Origin of the sequence: Candidatus Dactylopiibacterium carminicum, from assembly GCF_014736495.1 — a bacterium.
In the GTDB taxonomy this organism is placed as follows: Bacteria; Pseudomonadota; Gammaproteobacteria; order Burkholderiales; family Rhodocyclaceae; genus Uliginosibacterium; species Uliginosibacterium carminicum.
This window is the reverse complement of the sequence record NZ_MDUX01000011.1, coordinates 1-17214: the sequence shown is the minus strand read 5'-3', so window position 1 is coordinate 17214 and position 17214 is coordinate 1. Positions and strand designations below refer to the sequence as shown.

Sequence of the window (17214 nt, the reverse complement as noted above, 5' to 3'; positions counted from 1 at the left end):
GGTTCAGCGCTTCACCGAAAGCGTGACCAGGAAGGGGAAATCCCGATCGGCGGACCGGGTGATGCGGCTGCCAGGGCCGAGTGCCTGGGTCAGCCGGGCTTTCAGGGCATCCAGGTCCACGGCCTCGCAGCGCAGATCCGCGGTGATCTGCCCCTGGTCTTCATACACGGGGAAATCCGAACAGCCCACGGGTTTGAGCGGCTGGTCGTAGACGCGGCAGCCGCCACCAGCCTGGTCGTAGGCCGGGCAGGGTCGGCTGTGGGCGTAATAGAGCCCGTTCGCCGGGCGGATCTCGATAGGCCCCCGGCCTGAGGCCAGGCGCTTGTCGAAGGCATTGCGCGATTCGGCGAGCAGCCAGAGGCCTTTGACCTGCGGCCACTCCAGTTCCAGCACGAGTGTGTCCAGTTTGCAGCAGGGCTTGCTGCAAACCCGGCAATGCGGGATGACGGCGGTGGTCTGGTAATCGGCGGCGGCCGTGGCGAGCGTCTTGGCCAGACGAGGGGGGCGGGTGTTCATCGAATGTGGGTCGGTGGTGTCGGATGGGGTGTGTTTTTCATCGCCGGGTCGTCCGGATCATCACGGGGCAATGGACCGAGGGGGGAGTTTTCAGACCCAGTCACGGGGGGGCAAAAAATCCGTGAACAACTTCGCTTCGGCACTGCCAGGCTCGGGTTGCCAGTCGTAGCGCCATTTCACTTCGGGCGGCAGCGACATCAGGATGGACTCCGTACGTCCCCCCGATTGCAGGCCGAACAGCGTACCGCGATCCCACACCAGGTTGAATTCCACGTAACGGCCGCGCCGCCAGCACTGAAAGTCGCGTTCGCGTTCGCCCCAGGGCTGCTCGCGGCGGCGGGTGATGAGCGGCAGATAGGCGGGCAGAAAGGCATCGCCCACGCTGCGTGTGAGTGCGAAGCTTTGCTCGAAGCCCAGCTCGTTGAAGTCGTCGAAGAACAGCCCGCCGACACCGCGCGGCTCGTTGCGATGCTTGAGGAAGAAATAGCGGTCGCACCAGGCCTTGAAACGCGGGTGCAGCGCCGCGCCGAAAGGCGTCACGGCATCGCGGCAGGTGGCATGGAAATGGCGCACGTCTTCCTCGAACGGGTAATAGGGCGTGAGATCCATGCCGCCGCCGAACCAGAAGACCGGCGTGCTGCTAGCCTGATCCTTCGGCCGGGCGATGAAGCAGCGCACATTCATGTGCACCGTGGGGCAATACGGGTTGCGCGGGTGCAGCACCAGCGACACGCCCATGGCCTCGAAGCCGCTGCCGGCCAGTTCGGGGCGGCTGGCGCTGGCGGAGGGCGGCAGTCTGTCGCCGAAGACGTGGGAGAAATTCACGCCGCCGCGCTCGAAGAAGTTGCCTTCTTCGATCACCCGCGTGATGCCCTCGCCGCCCTCGGGGCGGGTCCAGCGCTCGGTCCGGAAGCGTTGACCGTCGAAGGACTCGAGTGCGTCGATGATCTGCCGTTGCAGGGCGAGCAGGTACTCGCGCAGGGCGCGGCTGTCGTGGGGCGCTGACATGCGGATTGCGGCGAAATGAGGCGGGCCGTCAGCCTACCATTGCAGCAGGATCCACTGGGTCATGGTACGGGCGCGGTCCAGATCGTTCACACGCTCGAAACCGCCATCGCGATCGCGTGCCACGAGGTAGTACGCCGGGCCGACCTGTGGCGTCACCTTGATCATGTAGAGCTGGCCGTTGCGGCGGTATTCTTCGACGCGGTCGCCGCCACGGTTGCGGATGGTGACATCGGGGGCGTCGGCGCCAGGCAGTTCGCCAAGGGCGGGCGGCTCGGGTACTTCCTGGCGGGTGGTCTGAGCGAGCACCGGTGCGGTGCCCAGCAGCAGGGCGAGTAACAGAGGGATGTGTTTTTTCATGATTCGTCCTCTCGGGTGGGGTTTTTCCCCGCTGAGCCGCCCTAAGAACCTGTTCATAGTCTTACTGCGAGTCCGTGATCGGGGCTCATGCGCTGCTCTTCGCACCGCTGACGGCCTCTCGCTACAGACCTTGAACAGGTTCTAAGACAGAAAGCATTCCCTCGGGGGGCTGCGACCCGCGTGTGTGGGTTTTGCTTCAATTATAGTCCGCGTGCGAGGGCCTGGGCAGCTGTCTGTTCGAAAAGCGCTTCCAGTGACAGACGTCGGGCCTGCTCTGCGCGGGCCTGCTCCAGCAGCCAGCGCATCGGTGCGAGCAGGCTGAGCCCGTCCGGCGTGGCTGCCAGCAGCAGGCGCGGGTTGCCGTCCTGCCAGGCCAGGCAGAATGCCTGCTGCCCCTGACCGGGCAGTGTCAGGCAGAACCACTCGCCGGGTTGCAGCGAGCCGACCCACTCAGGTTCGTCGGTTTCCATCTCGGAGGCCGGCGGCAGGCGTACCACATACAGACCGGGAATCTCGGAAACGGTCTGCACGCGCGCTTCGCTAGAAACCTGCAGGGGCTGGTATTTCTCCAGCACGGGTTGCTGGCCGCGTAGCGTGGCGGTGTGCAGATCCGCGAAGCGGGTGAATACGGTTTCGCGCAGGGTCGGCGGAGCGCCAATGGCTTCCAGGCCGGCACGCAGCTCGGCGATCAGCGCGGGCAGGCCGGCTGCCAGCTGGCGGCGTTCGGCGACATCGGCGCGGGGCTGTACGCTGTCGACCAGCTTGTTGGCGGTGGTCAGCGCGGCATGCCATTGCGGGCTTTTCTCGCCGTTGCGCAGCTGGATCGCGGCCAGCACGCGCACCCAGACGTTCTCCAGGAAATCGCTGACGGGGAGTGGCGGCTGGCTGGCACACAGGGCGCGGATGGCACGCGCAGCCCGCGTGCGCGAATGCTCGCGCCGCGCTTCACGCTCGGCGAGTGGCCGCAACTTGAGGGTGCGTTCATTGACCGCACCGATGCGGTCCTGCTCCAGCACCTCCAGATGCAGTGCGGTCTCTTCGAAGATGGCGCTGTGGTTGCCGTAATCACGCTGCACGCGTAATGAGGCTTCGATCAGTGCCTGACAGACCGGATGCCCAGCGGCTACGTCGAGCGGCAGTGTGCGTGCCAGGCGCAGCGCGACTTCGAGCAGGCGCAGAACGGGGTGGAGTTTTTCTCCGAGGCAGTTTGGCTCGCGCAGTGCCGCCTTCACCGTGGGCAGGCGCAGGCGCTCGAGCGCGGGTCTGATCGTGGCGGGCAGCGTGGCGTCGTCGCGCAGGGTGTCGAAACAGTCTTCCAGTGCTTCGAGCAAGGTGGTGCGCTCAGGAGGCAGAAGCTTGCCCAGCTCGCCGAGGCGAGTCCTGGCAGGGGAACTGCTGGCTGCCGCTTCCTGTTGCTGGCGGGCGAGCCAAGCGTAGACCTGGTCTATGATACCGGCGAGCAAGGTCGGGTCCATCGGGATGGTTACCGCTGGCGCGCCACCATGCCGTTGTTGCAGCTGCGCCTGCAGACGGGCCAGCGCCCCATCGGTCGGGCAGGTGGCGGCGTCTTCCTGCGCGCGGCGCACGGAGGCGCGTTGCGTGGTGACGCCTTCGGTCTGCAGCATGCTCAGCAGCTCGGAATAGAAATCCGGCAACAACGCCTGCATCGGGGTCTCGATACGTTCCGGCAAGCCGGGCCGCAGCGCCGGGTCGAGCACATCGCTGTCGAGCAGGCCGCGTAGCGCGGCACAGATGGCATCGGTGCCCACGGGCAGCTGCTCCGGCGCCGCGCTGCTCTGCTCGAGCAAGGTCATGAACAGCAGGTGCAACCGGCCCAGCGTATGTTCGCAGGTGTCGTTGATGGCCGAGGAGAGGTTGATCAGCTGCACCGTGAGGTCCATGTCCTCAGGGTGCACAAGGCTGATGCGTGAAGCCGTGAGGCTGCGTAGCCGCGTGTATTCAGCCTTGCTGCGCAGGCCGGCGAGTTCGTCGAAGGCCTGTGCGGCCTGTCTGGCCATGACTTCCTGCACCTCCGGCATGCGGTAGCCGCTGCTGCGCAGGATGTCGCACAGGGCTGCGGCAAAACGCTCCCGCGCCTGGGCGATCAGGGTTTCGGCCACGGTCATGGCTTCAGCCCTCGCGGCGCAGTCGCTCGATCAGCTGGCGGCAGGCCGCGCCACGGTGGCTCAGGGCGTTCTTGAGTGCCGGTTCGAGTTCGGCGGCGGTTTGTTCCATCTGCGGCAACAGGAAGTAGGGGTCGTACCCGAAACCGTGTTCACCGCGCGGCGTGTCGACGACTTCTCCGTGCCATTCCCCCTCAGCGATGATCGGCTGGGGGTCCTCGGCATGGCGCACCAGCGCCAGCACACAAACGTAATGTGCGCGGCGGTCCGTTTCGCCGCCAAGCTTTTCGATCAGCAGGGCGTTGTTGCGTTCATCCGAGCGTGGTTCGCCGGCGAAGCGCGCCGAGTGCACACCGGGCGCGCCGGCCAGTGCCGCCACGCAGATGCCGGAATCGTCCGCCAGCGCGGGCAGGCCGGTATGGGCGGCGGCATGGCGCGCCTTGGTCAGTGCGTTTTCGATGAAGGTCGGATACGGCTCTTCGGCTTCGGGCACGCCCAGATCGGCCTGGGGGACCACTTCCCAGCCCAGCGGTGCGAGCAGGGCCTGGAATTCGCGCAGCTTGCCGGCATTGTTGGAAGCGAGGACGAGTTTTTTCATGACGAGGGCGAACGCAAAGGCGCGGTGAACGGAGATCCCCGCAGGTTAGCCGAAACCATCCTGTCTGCGTGGGTGTTCAAGCAGTCACGCCCTCGCAGCCAGCCTCCATGCGCGTCAGGAGCTCCGCATCGAGCCGAGGAACGATCTGCAGCGCCTGCATGTTTTCCTGGACCTGTCCTGGCCGGGAGGCGCCGGTGATCACCGTGGAAACGTGCGGATTCTTCAGGCACCAGGCGAGCGCGAGCTGGGCCAGCGTGCAGCCGAGTTCGGCGGCGATCGGCGCGAGTTTCGCGGCGGCAGCGTTGCGGCCGGTATCCGTGAGGCGTTCGCGCAGCCATTCGTAGCTGGCCAGCGTGCCGCGCGATCCGGCGGGAATGCCATCCACGTACTTGCCCGAGAGCACACCGGAGGCCAGCGGGCTTCAGGTAGTCAGCCCCAGGCCGATGTCTTCGTACAGGCGCTTGTATTCCTGCTCCACGCGGCGGCGGACGAAGAGGTTGTATTGCGGTTGCTCCATCACCGGCTTGTGCAGGTGATGGCGCTCGGCAATTTCCCAGGCGGCACGGATTTCATCGGCACTCCATTCCGAGGTGCCCCAGTACAACGCCTTGCCGCGCGAGATGATGTCGTGCATGGCCCACACCGTTTCCTCGATGGGGGTGTCGGGGTCCGGTCGGTGGCAGAAGATCAGGTCGATGTAGTCGAGGCCGAAGCGCTTCAGCGAACCATCGATGGCGCCCAGCAGGTATTTGCGGTTGAGCGTGTGGTGCACGTTGGGGTCATCGGAGAGCCCCCAGTAGAACTTGCTGGAGACCACGACGTGCTCGCGCGGCCAGCCCAGCTGGCGCAGCGCCGCGCCCATGATGCGTTCGGACTCACCGGCCGCATAAGTCTCGGCGTTGTCGAAGAAGTTCACGCCGGCATCGCGTGCGGCAGCCATGATCTCGCGTGCGTTGGTAGTGTCGACCTGATTGGCATAGGTGACCCAGGAGCCCAGCGACAGGGCGCTGACCTTGAGGCCCGAGCGGCCTAGACGACGGTATTCCATGCGTGTTCCTCCTGTGGTTTCAAGGGCCTACATCTGTTTGTGCGCGGGCGCGGCGGGACGGCTGATCTGCCGGCTCCAGTAGAAGAAGCCGATGGAGAGCACCCACATCACGCACATCGCCAGTGCCATCTGCAGCAGCGAATCCCACAGGAGCGGCGCCAGCACGCCTGCCACCGCCGACATGATCAGCGTGTGGATGAAGCCCTGGCAGCTGGCGGCCATGCCGCGCCGCTCGGGGAACATGTCCAGCGCCAGCAGCGTCAGGCTGGGGAAGGAGAGGTTCATCGCGAAGGTCTGCAGTGCCAGTTGCGGAATACGTGTGGCCACGCTGTCGGGCAGCCACAGGTTGGCGGCGAGGTTCCACAGCGCCGCCACGGCCGACACCACGAAGGCCAGGCGGATGGTGGCCAGTGGCGTGATGCGCCGTGACAGCCGCACCGCCGTCACGGAGCCGCCGATCATGCCGACCACCAGTGGCACGAAGAGATAGCCGAACTGCGTGGCATCCAGCTTCAGGTGTTGCATCAGGAACACCGGCGCCGACATCACGTAGAGGAAGAAACCCAGGAAGACGAAGCTCATCGACAGGCCCAGCAACACGAACCGCCCGCTGCCCAGCACGGCCAGGTAGCCGCGAAGCATGTCGCCCGCGTGCAGCGGCTGACGCTTTTCAGGCGGCAGCGACTCGGGCAGGAAGCGCCAGGTCATGAAGATCTGCGCACTGGCAAGCAGCACCAGGAAGAAGAAGATCGAGCGCCAGCCGAACCATTCCGTCATCGCGCCGCCGAGGATGGGAGCGACAGCTGGCGCGATGGCGAACACCATCGCCACGTGCGACATCATGCGTTGCGCGGCCGGACCGTCGAGCAGATCACGCACCACGGCGCGGCCCACGATCACGCCACTGCCGGCCGACAGGCCCTGCAGCATGCGGCCGATCAGCAGCATATGGATGTTCGGTGCAAAGGCACAGAGCAGCGAAGCGGCCACATACACGACCAGGCCGGCGATGATCACGTGGCGGCGGCCCAGCGCGTCGGAGATGGCGCCGTGCCACAGCATCATGACCGAAAAGGGGATCATGTAGGCAGTCAGAGACTGCTGCATCGCCACCGCATCGGTGGCAAGCGAGGCCTGCATGGCCGGAAAGGCCGGCAGGTAGGCATCGATGGAAAACGGCCCGATGGCATTGAGGAATGCCAGCAGCAGCGCCAGCAGCGGATAGGCGATCTGATTCATCTAACAGGGGATAGGAGAGTGTACGCAGCCGGACGGCCACGTATGGAGCTTAGGCACTTACCCTATCACGCAATGCAGCAAAAGTGCATTTCAGTGCCGGTCGATTGACACATCTTTGCCAGCGCACGGCCTTGTCAGGGATGGGGCTTCAGCGCCAGTCCCCGCGCAGCCGTGCCACTTCCTCGCGCAAGCGGGCAGGTGTGGCTTCATCGGCCGGGATGGGTTTGCCGATCACCAGCTCGACGCGATTCCAGAAACCGCGCCGGAAAGGTTTGCGCATCGCCGGGCCGTCCTTGCGCGAGAAGAAACTGCCCCAAAGCCCGCGCAGCGCCATTGGCACCACCGGCACCGGTGTACGCCGCAGGATGCGCGCTACGCCGCTCTTGAAGGGGCCGATCTCGCCGTCCTCGGTGATGAAACCCTCGGGAAAGATCGCCACCAGCGTGCCGGCCGCCAGTGCCCTGGAGACCTCGTCGTAGGCTTCGCGCGTGGCATCGAGATTGATGCGCGGATCGGCTACGGGGATGGAACCCATGGCGCGGAACACGCGGTAGAACAGCGGAGTGCGGTAGATCAGGTGGTCGATCACGAAGCGCACCGGGCGGCGGCTGCGCGTGGTGATGATCGGCGCATCCATGAAGCTCACGTGGTTGCACACCAGCAGCGCAGCACCTTCCTCGGGCAGGTTCTCGCGCCCCACCACGCGGATGCGATACACGAAGTGCAGCAGCAGCCACACCGTGAAGCGCACGAAGGCCTCCGGCATCAGGCGGCAGATGTACACCACCACGGCACAATTGATCAACGCGGTGGCGAGGAACAGGCCGGAGATGCTCACGCCAGCCGCCAGCACGACCATGCCGAACAGTGCGGAGGCGACCATGAAGGCCGCGTTGAGGATGTTGTTGGCGGCGATCACGCGCGAGCGCTCCGCCTCGGCCGAGCGCTGCTGCACCATGGCGTAGAGTGGCACGGTGAACAGACCACCGGAGGCGCCGATCAGGATCAGATCGACGAGGATGCGCCAGTGGGCCGGCGCGGCAAGGAAGCCGGCCACGCTCATTGCCTCCGGCGCGGCAGTCGGGCTGGCGAGCCAGAGGTCGATGCCGAACAGCGACAGGCCGATCGCGCCCAGTGGCACCAGGCCCAGCTCCACATGCTTGCCGGAGAGTTTTTCGCACAGGAAGGCGCCGATGGCGATACCGACGATGAAGGCCGCCAGCAGCACCGTGACGAGGTTTTCCGTTCCGCCGAGCACTTCTTTCACGTAGGGCGCGAACTGAGTGAGGAACACCGCGCCGTAAAACCAAAACCACGAGATTGTCAGCGTGGCATGGAACACCGGGCGGTTGCCGTGCAGCAGCTTCACATTGCGCCAGGTCTCGGTGAAGGGGTTGAGGCGGATCTTCAGATCGGGGGCCGGCGCCGGGGCGAGGGGAATGCCGAAACTGGTGAGATAGCCCAGGGTGGATACCGCCACGCTGAGCGCAGCGCACCAGATCGCGCCTTGCGGCCCGCTGCCCATCAGCAGGCCGGCGGCGATGGCACCGAGCAGGATGGCGACGAAGGTGCCGCTCTCCACCCAGGCGTTGCCGGCCACCAGCTCCTGCGGATACAGCTGCTGCGGCAGGATGGAATATTTCAGCGGGCCGAACAGTGTCGACTGCAGCCCCATCAGGAACAGCGCGAAGAGCAGGAATTCCAGCTGCACGAAGACGAAACCTGCCAGCCCCAGCAGTGCGATGAAGACCTCCAGCAACTTCACCCAGCGGATCAGGCGCGATTTCTCGAATCGGTCCGCCAGTTGCCCGGCCATCGCCGAGAAGAGGAAAAACGGCAGCACGAAGATGCCAGCGGCGAACTGCACCGCGATTGCCGGGCTCATGCCGGCCACGCTGCCGGCCTGGAAGGCCAGCAGCAGAAGCAGCGCGTTCTTGAACACGTTGTCATTGAATGCGTTCAGGAACTGTGTGGCGAAGAGCGGACCGAAGCGGCGCTGGGCCAGCAGCTGCAATGTCGAGCTGGGATGAGGCTGGATCATGTCGGGTCTGGCGATCTGGCGGAAATGGCTGGCGCGAGGATAACGTATCGGCAGGGTGACGGGCGCTTGGGGCAGGCCAGGTGTTTTTTCATCTTTTTTATGCCGGGCGGGCTAGGCTGATCGCATGACTGGAAACCCGCTCTTCCTTTTGCGCAGTGCGCGCGGCTATATCGCTGCCACGGCGGGCGTCGCCGGGCTCAGCCTGTTGAGCGAGCCGCTGGCCGGGCGTGTCGATGCAGCCAACGTGGTGATGCTCTACCTGTTGCTGGTGGTGGGCGTGGCCTTGTTGTCCTCGCGTGGTGCGGCTGCCTGGTGCGCCCTGTGTGGGGTGCTGGCGTTCGATGTGTTCCATGTACCGCCTCGCCTGTCGCTGCGGGTGGGTGACATGCAGTATCTGGTCACCTTTGTGGTGATGCTGCTGGTGGGCCTGCTGCTGGCCCATCTCACCGCGCGGCTGCGTGCGCAGGCCGCTGCGGCGGCAGCGGAGGAAGAGGCTGTTCGGCATCAGTACGGGCTGGCACGTGAGCTGGCCGGCTGCATCGAGGTGGCGCAGGTCTGCGAAGCGGTGGACGCCTTCGTGCGGCGTGAATGCAGCGGCCATGCGCGCATCTGGTGGCTGGGCCGCGATGAAGTCCTGCAGGCTCTGGGGCCAGATGGCGCGGAGGAGGTCCGGCGTACCCTTGTCGAAGTCGCGCTTGCCGAAGGCCATACACGCGAAATGCCTGATCCGGCGGATCCGGGCGGGCGTCTGCTGATGTTGGTGCTGGAAGCCCCCCGGCGCCGGCGCGGGGTACTGCTGCTGGAAATTCCGGTCGTGCGGGCCGAGCGCCTGTCGCGCAGCCGTGCGGAAGCGCTGGCCCTGCTGGTGGCGACCGCGCTGGAGCGTCTGCATTACGTGGGCGTGGCCCAGCAGGCGACGGTGGAGATGGAGCGGGAGCGCCTGCGCAGCACGCTGCTCGCTGCGTTATCGCATGACATCCGCACGCCGTTGACCGTGCTTGTGGGGCAGGCCGATGCCCTCTATGAGAACGAGGCACGCGGCATGCCGGTGAGCCGGCTGGCGGCGGCGATGCGGGAGCAGGCCATGCACATGAGCGAACTGGTCGACAACCTGCTGGACATGGCCCGCCTGCAATCCGGCCGCCTGCAACTGCGGCGCGACTGGCAATCGGTCGAGGAAATCGTTGGCGCCGCCACGGCCCATCTGGAAGTGCGCCTGCAACAGCATTGCCTGAGGATCGAACTGCCGTCCGACCTGCCCTTGCTGGAATTCGACGCCGTCTTGATCGAGCGCGTGCTGTGCAACCTGCTGGAGAATGCCGCCAAGTATTCGCCGCCCGGCAGCACCGTCCACCTGCGGGCCAGGCTGCTGCCCGGCATGCTGCAACTGATGGTGGAAGACGATGGCCCGGGGCTTTCGGCCCAGGCGCTGCAGCATCTGTTCGAACCCTTCCAGCGTGGCGAGACGGCGGGTTCGGTGCCGGGCCTCGGGCTTGGCCTGTCGATCTGCCGCCTCATCGTCGAAGCGCATGGCGGGCAGCTGACGGCGGCTAATCGCGTGGAGGGCGGCGTCTGCTTTGCCTTTACCCTGCCGTTGAGTGCCCAGCCGGCGCTGGCCCCGGAGCCGGAAGATGTCTGACGTCGCGCTGGTGATGGTGCTGGAGGACGAGCCCCAGATCCGCAACCTGCTCTGCGACGCCCTGCGTGAGCAGCAACTGCGTTGCGTCGGCGTGGGCAGCATGGAGGCCGCGCGTGTCGAGATGGCCCGCGTGCTGCCGCAGTTGCTGGTAGTCGATCTCGGCCTGCCCGATGGCGATGGCCGGGGCTTCATCAGCGAGCTGCGCGCCTGGAGTGAGCTGCCGGTGCTGGTGCTCTCGGCACGCAGCCAGGAACAGGAGAAGATCGCCGCCCTGGATGCTGGTGCCGACGACTATCTGGTCAAGCCTTTCTCGCGGGGAGAGCTGCTGGCGCGCGTACGCGCCCTGCTCCGCCGTGGCGGTGGCCAGGAGCCGCCACAACTGCGTTTCGGCGAGGTCGAGGTGGATTTCGTGCAGCGCCGGGTCTGCCGCGAGGGCATCGAGGTGCATCTCACACCGATCGAATACCGCCTGCTCTGTGCGCTGATCGCAGGTTAGGGCAGGGTGCTGACGCACCGGCAACTGCTGCGCGAGGTGTGGGGGCCGGCCTATGTCGACAGCGTCCATTACCTGCGCATCTATCTGGGCCATCTGCGCCACAAGCTGGAGGCGGATCCTGCACGGCCCCGCCATCTGCTCACCGAAACCGGTACCGGTTACCGCTTCGTGTTCTGACCCCCACCGACGAGGTTTCTGTGAACGCTGCCGAAAATCGCCCTCAATCCCTGCCAAAACTGATGCTTGCCGCGCTCGGCGTGGTGTATGGCGATATTGGCACCAGCCCGCTTTATGCGCTGAAGGAGGTCTTCAACCCTGCAGGGCATCATCCGCTCGCAGTGACGCCGGAGCACGTGCTGGGCGTGCTTTCGATGGTGATCTGGAGCCTGCTGCTGATCGTCACCTTCAAATACGTGTGCATCGTGCTGCGGGCTGACAACAAGGGCGAGGGCGGCGTGGTGGCGCTGATGGCGCGCGTGATGCAGCAGGCCGCCGCCAGCCCCCGGCGCCGCACGCTGGCGCTGGCCCTGGGTATCGTCGGTGCTTCGCTGTTCTATGGCGACGGCATCATCACGCCAGCCATCTCGGTACTCTCCGCGGTCGAGGGGCTGGAAGTCGCCACGCCGGCGTTGCGGCCCTATGTGCTGCCGATCACGATGGCATCCTGGTTGCGTTGTTCATGGTGCAGCGCCATGGCACGGCACGTGTTGGCGGCCTGTTCGGCTATGTGGTGATCCTCTGGTTCGCCAGTCTCGCCTTGATCGGGCTGAGCAACATCGTGACCAATCCGCAGGTGCTTGCGGCCTTGTCGCCCCATCACGCGTGTGCCACATACGGCGGTGTTCCTCTCGCCGCTGACCGACCAGATGCCGGCCGCGCTGCTGCACAACCTCAAGCACAATCTCGTGTTGCATGAGCGGACGGTGTTCGTCTGCGTGCTCATCGAGTCCGTGCCCCGCGTGCCGCAGGAGGATCGCGTCGAGGTGCAGGCGCTGGGCCGCAGCTTTTTCCGCGTCTTCGTGCGCTACGGTTTCATGGAGGATCCGGACCTGCCCGCTGCGCTCGCGGTCTGTGCTGCGCAAGGGTTGGCACTCGATCCGCAGCAGGTCTCCTACTTTCTCAGCCGTGAAACCATCCTGCCGACAGCCAATGGCAGTGGCATGGCGTTGTGGCGCGAACGCCTGTTCGAATTCCTGTTCCGTAACGCTTCCAGTGCCGCCAACTACTTCAGGCTGCCGCCCGCGCGCGTGGTGGAGATGGGAAGCCGCGTCATGCTGTAGGGGCTACTACAGCAGCGCCTCCACCTGCGCGATCTGCAATGCCAGCTGAGCCCGGGAGTGTTCGAGCTGCGCGGTTTCCTCCGCCGTCAGCGTGGGCAGGTGCTTCTGCACGACGCCGCCCGGGCCCAGTGTGGTGGGCAGGCTCATGTAGACGCCGTGGATGCCCAGCTCGCCCTGCATCAGGGAAGAGACCAGCAGCGGTCTGGGCGAGGCCTGGATCATGGCTTCGACGATCCGGGTCGCGGTGAAGGCGATGGCATAGCAGCTGTGTTCTCCGGCCAGGCGGATATCCCAGCCGGCGCGCCGGGTGCTGGTGAGCAGTTCTTCCTTCTCGGCGGTATCGAACAGCCCGATGGCGATTTCGAGCGGGGTGCCGCCATGCTGTGCGCGGCTCCAGACCGGCACCATGCTGTCGCCGTGTTCACCGATGACGTCGATCGAGATCCGTTGCGCCTCCAGCGGGTATTGCTCGGCCAGAAAGGCGCGCAGGCGCATCGCATCCAGCTCCGTACCGGTGCCCAGCACGCGCCCGGGTGAAAACCCGGAGAGCCGCCGGATGGCGTAGGCCATCGCGTCGACCGGGTTGGTGACGTTGAGGAAGCAGGCTTCCGGATTGTGGCGTGCCAGCAGCGGGACCAGCTGTCTGAAGATCGCCACGTTGTCCTGGATGACATCCGCCCGCGTACCGTCTTCGCGCGGCAGGGCTCCTGCCGTCATCACGATGACGTCTGCGCCTTCGCATTCCTCTGGCATGACCGCGCGGATGCTGCGACCTTCCAGCTCCGCCAGCGTGTGGCCGATGTCGAAGGCCTTGGCCCAGGCCTTCTGCTGCGACCGGTTGACCAGCAGGACTTCGATGTCGCGATTCCGCAGGATCAGCGAATGGGCCACAGTGCTGCCGATGGCACCGCTGCCGACCACGGCGATTTTCTTGCTGCGCATGTTTGTCTGCTTCAGAAGGCGGGAGGGTGTCACGATACCGCAGCGCGGCCGAAGGCGGCTGCGGTGACGGTCCGGTTTTTACCCCCGGTAGGTGCTGTCGCCGTGTGGTGCCGCCCTGAAGGCCGGCAGCGATTCCGCCGCTGCCGAGTAGGCCGCCAGCCGGGGAAACTGCCCGGCAGGAACCTCTTCGGGGATCATCTGTTGCGTGAAATGCCAGGCCACGGCAATCGTGACGCCCGCCTGATCGATGCCGGCGCCCTCCTGCGGAACCGGCCTGGGGGCGATTTCCCGCTCCAGCTCGCTGTAGGCTGCGAGCGTCTGGCCGATGATGCGTTCCAGCCAGGGCGCATGCAGTTTTTCCGGCGGGCGGAGTCCGCGTTCATAGACGATCTGAACGCTTTTCTCGGTGGTTGCCAGCGCCAGACCGATCAGGCTCAGGTCATGCTGAAGTGCCTTCACGGCGGCAGGCATCAGTGTTTTCGGGCGGGCGAGCGCTTCTGCATACGCCAGGATCAGCGTCGAATCCATCAGCACTTCGCCGTCATCGCAGATGAGCGTGGGCGCCTTGACCACGGGGTTGATCCGGCGGAATTCGTCGAACGCGCGAAACACGGAGAGCGACTGATGCTCGAACTTCAGGCCGAGCAACTGAAACGAGATCGCCACGCGGCGCACGTAGGGGGAATCAAGCATGCCGATGAGCTTCACAGGGCCTCCTGGGATGACTGACGAAAGTGGTGGGCGAAAGGATTGTGCGCTACATCAAGGGCTGCATGCGCGGGCGTGTGGCTGAACTGGCGCGGGCGCCTCAGTCTGCCGGTGCTTCCCGATCGATGCCCGACATTTCCCCGAACCTCTGGAGCACAGACTCCGGGAATCGCACCGGACGCATCCGGTCCAGATTGAAGTAATACCCCACCTGGCGTCCCTCGCAATACACCACGCCATCCTCGACGATCTCGAAGCGCACCACCCAGCGGCTCTTCTCCAGACTTTCCACCCAGGCGCACCCCATCGGGCTGTTCTGCAGGGTCAGCGGCTTTTTGTAGACGATGTTGGTCTTCGCCAGGATCGGCGTGTTGTTCTCCTTCATCATCTCCGCCAGCGGAAAATACCGGTCCAGTATTTCCATGCGCAGATACTCGAACCACTTCACATGCACGGTGTTGCTCACCACCTTCATGTAATCGGTGTCGTAGGAGCGGACCCTGATCGGTGCTTCGATATACATCCGCCTGCGTTCCGGTGCGGTCTCCATGTTCATCGGTTTTGTCCTCCCCGGGAATGGCGCTTCATCGCCTGATCAGATCCACTGTCCGTGCAACCCGCAGCCATTGTCCGTCGCGCTTCTCGGCGGCCTCCTGGATCGCGGCCATCATTACGTCGACGAACTGGCCGAGGGCGCCGTTGCAGACGGTGTTGCGGCGCGTGATGAAGCTGGTCTGGCGTTCGGTGATGTCGTCGCGCAGCGGAATGGCGGTGATGTGGTAGCGGTCGCGCATGGCTTCCACCAGTGGCCAGGGCAGGATGGTCAGCAGGTCGCTGTGCTCGATCAGATGCACGGCGGCCATGGCGGAGCGGGTGAAGTGCAGGGTGGCGGGCCAGCTGCCATCGCTGCGTTCGGCGAAGTTGGCCAGGAAGAAGTCGCGGAAGGGCGGCCCGTATTGTTCGATGGCATGGGCGAGGATCCAGCCCTGGCCGGTGAGGCCCTCCAGCGTGCGGACGTTGGCGCAGGGGTGGTCGACGCGGCAGGAAACCGCCTGGGCATAGGAAAACAGCGGACGTACGACAAACTCGGTGGCGAGCTCGGCGGCGGGGGAAAGGCCGATGGCTATGTCCACCTCCCCGTCGCGCAGCGCCTTGTAGTCGGTGCCGAGGGATTCCTGGATGCGCAGGCGCACGTCTGGCCGCAGGCTGGAGAAGCGCTCCAGCGCGGCGGGCAGGATGCTGTGAATGATCCATGGGGTGACGCCGATCGACAGCAGGGTGATGGCGCCGGCCTGCCGATCGTTCAGTTCGCGCATGGCTGCGTGCATCTCGGCGGTGATGGTGCGTGCACGCGTGAGCAGCAGGCGGCCCGCGGCCGAGGGCTGGTAGCCGCTGGCCTGGCGCTCGAAAAGCGGGGTGCCGGCCGCATCCTCCAGCTCCTTCAACCCCTTGCTCACGGCCGAAGCGGAGACGCCCAGGCGCTGGGCGGCCTGACGCAGGCTGCCCTGCTCGGCCACGGCGATCAGGTACTGCAATTGGTAGAGCTTGAGTCCTGGGAGCGTATCCATGAGGTGTCCGGCTGACGGGCTGCGCCGTGCAGTCTAGCGCAGCGCATGGTGTGCACTGGCGCGGTCTTCTTGCACCAATTTCTGGCGTCGCGGCGTGAAGATGAAGAGAAGTGAGCATGTAAACCAATACTCACTTTTCGCGGAATCTGTTTTTTCTTTTGATAATCAGATGCTTGATTCTTGTATCTGTGCCGGGGCGGCCACCTGTGGCTTGTTGCTGACACGGCGGGACGGGGTGGGAACGCTATCTGCTCACTTTCGTGGCATGACCACAAAAGGCGCAAGCCCCGTTCGTATGACCCAGCCCCAACTGATCCCCGGCATTCTCGAACATCGTGAAGAGAGCATCGCGATGCGCCACTACCTGCATGCACGCCCCGAGCTCGCCTTCGAGGAACATGGCACCAGTGCCTGGGTAGCGGAAAAACTGCGCAGTTATGGCTATGAGGTGCACTGTGGTCTGGGCGGCACTGGCGTGGTCGGCCAGCTCAAGCGGGGTGACGGTGCCCGCCGGCTCGGCCTGCGCGCGGACATGGACGCGCTGCCGGTACTGGAAGAAACGGGGCTTTCCTATGCCAGCACCCATACCGGCAAGATGCACGCCTGCGGGCATGACGGACACACTGCCAGCCTGCTTGCCGCCGCTCGTTATTTTGCTGAGCACGGCCGTTTCAACGGCACGCTGAACCTGATCTTCCAGCCCGCCGAGGAAGGTCTGGGGGGCGCACGCAAGATGATCGAAGACGGCCTCTTCGAGTTGTTCCCCTGTGATGGCGTGTTCGCCTTCCACAACTGGCCGGGCTTTCCTGTCGGCAAGTTCGGCGTGCTGCCGGGCACCTTCATGTCCTCCTCGGACACCGTCTTCATCACCGTCAATGGCCGTGGCGGCCATGGCGCCATGCCGCACAACTGCGTGGATGCCGCTGTGGTGGCAGCGCACATCGTCGTCGCGCTGCAGAGCATCGTGGCGCGCAATGTGGATCCGCGTGAGATGGCGGTGATCACCGTCGGCAATCTCAAGGCCGGCACCATTTCCAACGTGATCGCCGAGACGGCGCAGCTGGATCTCTCGGTGCGCGCCTACTCCCCCGAAGTACGCGCCCTGCTGCGCGACCGCATCACCGAGCTGGCCGGCGCACAGGCCCGCGCGCTGGGGGCGACGGTGAGCATCGATTACCGCTGGCGTTATCCGGCACTGAAGAACAGCCACGAGATGACGCGCTTCGCCTACGAAACGATCCGTGACTGCTTCGGCGCCGACGCACTGATTCCCGACATGCGCCCGCTGACCGGCAGCGAAGACTTCTCTTTCATGCTCGAAGCCTGCCCCGGCTGCTACGTGATCATCGGCAACGGCGAGGGCGAAGGCCATTGCGGCTGCTCGCTGCACAGCGCGCGCTACGACTTCAACGACCAGATCCTGCCGGTGGCCGCCAGCTATTGGGTGCATCTCACCGAGCGCTTCCTGGCCTAGGCGCACCGTTTTCCCACCTCCGCTCCACCCATTCCGAAAGGACCCACACCATGTTGAAACTCACCAAGCGAGGCTTCCTCGCCACCCTCGGCCTCGCCGCCCTGGCACTCACGCTGTCGCCTGCGCAAGCGCAGGACGCATTGTCCGGGGTGCTCAAGAGCAAGACGCTCAAGATCG

General features: G+C 65.3%; 16 protein-coding genes and 2 pseudogenes. 6 read left to right on the top strand and 12 right to left on the bottom strand.

What is annotated here, in order from left to right; genetic code table 11:
• Positions 1–3 precede the first annotated feature (3 nt).
• The 8 genes and pseudogenes from BGI27_RS05005 to BGI27_RS04970 form a co-directional block, all read right to left on the bottom strand.
• Positions 4–516 carry a YkgJ family cysteine cluster protein gene (locus BGI27_RS05005; RefSeq protein ID WP_095523803.1) on the bottom strand — a complete coding sequence of 171 codons (513 nt, stop codon included), beginning with the start codon at positions 514–516 and terminating at the stop codon, positions 4–6.
• Between the two features lie 90 nt (positions 517–606).
• Positions 607–1524 (bottom strand): oxygen-dependent coproporphyrinogen oxidase, encoded by a 918-nt coding sequence (gene hemF / locus BGI27_RS05000; RefSeq protein ID WP_095523802.1) that lies wholly within the window; start codon positions 1522–1524, stop codon positions 607–609.
• A gap of 33 nt (positions 1525–1557) precedes the next feature.
• On the bottom strand, positions 1558–1881 hold the full coding sequence (locus tag BGI27_RS04995) for a DUF2782 domain-containing protein (RefSeq protein WP_095523801.1): 324 nt from the start codon (positions 1879–1881) through the stop codon (positions 1558–1560).
• Positions 1882–2081: 200 nt separating this feature from the next.
• Positions 2082–4007, bottom strand: coding sequence for a DUF1631 family protein (locus tag BGI27_RS04990; RefSeq protein ID WP_095523800.1), 1926 nt, complete (start codon positions 4005–4007; stop codon positions 2082–2084).
• Between the two features lie 4 nt (positions 4008–4011).
• Positions 4012–4602: an RdgB/HAM1 family non-canonical purine NTP pyrophosphatase gene (gene rdgB / locus BGI27_RS04985; protein ID WP_095523799.1), complete on the bottom strand. Its 591-nt coding sequence runs from the start codon at positions 4600–4602 to the stop codon at positions 4012–4014.
• 76 nt (positions 4603–4678) lie between these two features.
• Positions 4679–5650 (bottom strand): annotated as a pseudogene (locus tag BGI27_RS04980) (potassium channel beta subunit family protein).
• Positions 5651–5677: 27 nt separating this feature from the next.
• The gene (locus BGI27_RS04975) at positions 5678–6889 is read right to left on the bottom strand and encodes a multidrug effflux MFS transporter (RefSeq protein ID WP_095523798.1); all 1212 of its coding nucleotides are present in this window, start codon (positions 6887–6889) and stop codon (positions 5678–5680) included.
• Positions 6890–7037: 148 nt separating this feature from the next.
• Positions 7038–8930, bottom strand: coding sequence for an MFS transporter (locus BGI27_RS04970; RefSeq protein WP_095523797.1), 1893 nt, complete (start codon positions 8928–8930; stop codon positions 7038–7040).
• Positions 8931–9054: 124 nt separating this feature from the next.
• On the opposite strand from BGI27_RS04970, the gene BGI27_RS04965 reads away from it, so the two are divergent.
• From BGI27_RS04965 to BGI27_RS18635, 5 genes and pseudogenes are all read left to right on the top strand, one after another.
• Positions 9055–10569 (top strand): ATP-binding protein, encoded by a 1515-nt coding sequence (locus tag BGI27_RS04965; protein WP_095523796.1) that lies wholly within the window; start codon positions 9055–9057, stop codon positions 10567–10569.
• Positions 10562–11065 (top strand): response regulator, encoded by a 504-nt coding sequence (locus tag BGI27_RS04960; RefSeq protein ID WP_317984277.1) that lies wholly within the window; start codon positions 10562–10564, stop codon positions 11063–11065. The genes BGI27_RS04965 and BGI27_RS04960 overlap by 8 nt, the downstream gene beginning before the upstream one ends.
• Before the next feature lie 6 nt (positions 11066–11071).
• Positions 11072–11242, top strand: a complete 171-nt coding sequence (locus BGI27_RS18640) for a winged helix-turn-helix domain-containing protein (protein WP_317984276.1) — start codon at positions 11072–11074, stop codon at positions 11240–11242.
• 62 nt (positions 11243–11304) lie between these two features.
• Positions 11305–11981, top strand: a pseudogene (locus BGI27_RS04955) (KUP/HAK/KT family potassium transporter).
• Positions 11863–12345 carry a KUP/HAK/KT family potassium transporter gene (locus BGI27_RS18635; RefSeq protein WP_317984275.1) on the top strand — a complete coding sequence of 161 codons (483 nt, stop codon included), beginning with the start codon at positions 11863–11865 and terminating at the stop codon, positions 12343–12345. The pseudogene BGI27_RS04955 and the gene BGI27_RS18635 overlap by 119 nt, the downstream one beginning before the upstream one ends.
• Positions 12346–12351: 6 nt before the next feature.
• Here the strand turns inward: BGI27_RS18635 and BGI27_RS04950 are convergent, their stop codons facing one another.
• From BGI27_RS04950 to BGI27_RS04935, 4 genes are all read right to left on the bottom strand, one after another.
• The gene (locus BGI27_RS04950; RefSeq protein ID WP_095523795.1) at positions 12352–13287 is read right to left on the bottom strand and encodes a malate dehydrogenase; all 936 of its coding nucleotides are present in this window, start codon (positions 13285–13287) and stop codon (positions 12352–12354) included.
• A gap of 78 nt (positions 13288–13365) precedes the next feature.
• On the bottom strand, positions 13366–13995 hold the full coding sequence (locus BGI27_RS04945) for a glutathione S-transferase (RefSeq protein ID WP_095523794.1): 630 nt from the start codon (positions 13993–13995) through the stop codon (positions 13366–13368).
• Between the two features lie 100 nt (positions 13996–14095).
• The gene (locus tag BGI27_RS04940) at positions 14096–14551 is read right to left on the bottom strand and encodes an acyl-CoA thioesterase (protein WP_095529703.1); all 456 of its coding nucleotides are present in this window, start codon (positions 14549–14551) and stop codon (positions 14096–14098) included.
• Between the two features lie 28 nt (positions 14552–14579).
• Entirely contained in the window at positions 14580–15563 is a 984-nt protein-coding gene (locus BGI27_RS04935; RefSeq protein ID WP_095523792.1) for a LysR family transcriptional regulator, read from the bottom strand.
• A gap of 295 nt (positions 15564–15858) precedes the next feature.
• Between BGI27_RS04935 and BGI27_RS04930 the strand changes: the two genes are divergently transcribed.
• Positions 15859–17037 carry a M20 aminoacylase family protein gene (locus BGI27_RS04930; protein ID WP_095523791.1) on the top strand — a complete coding sequence of 393 codons (1179 nt, stop codon included), beginning with the start codon at positions 15859–15861 and terminating at the stop codon, positions 17035–17037.
• The last annotated feature ends 177 nt before the right edge of the window (positions 17038–17214 follow it).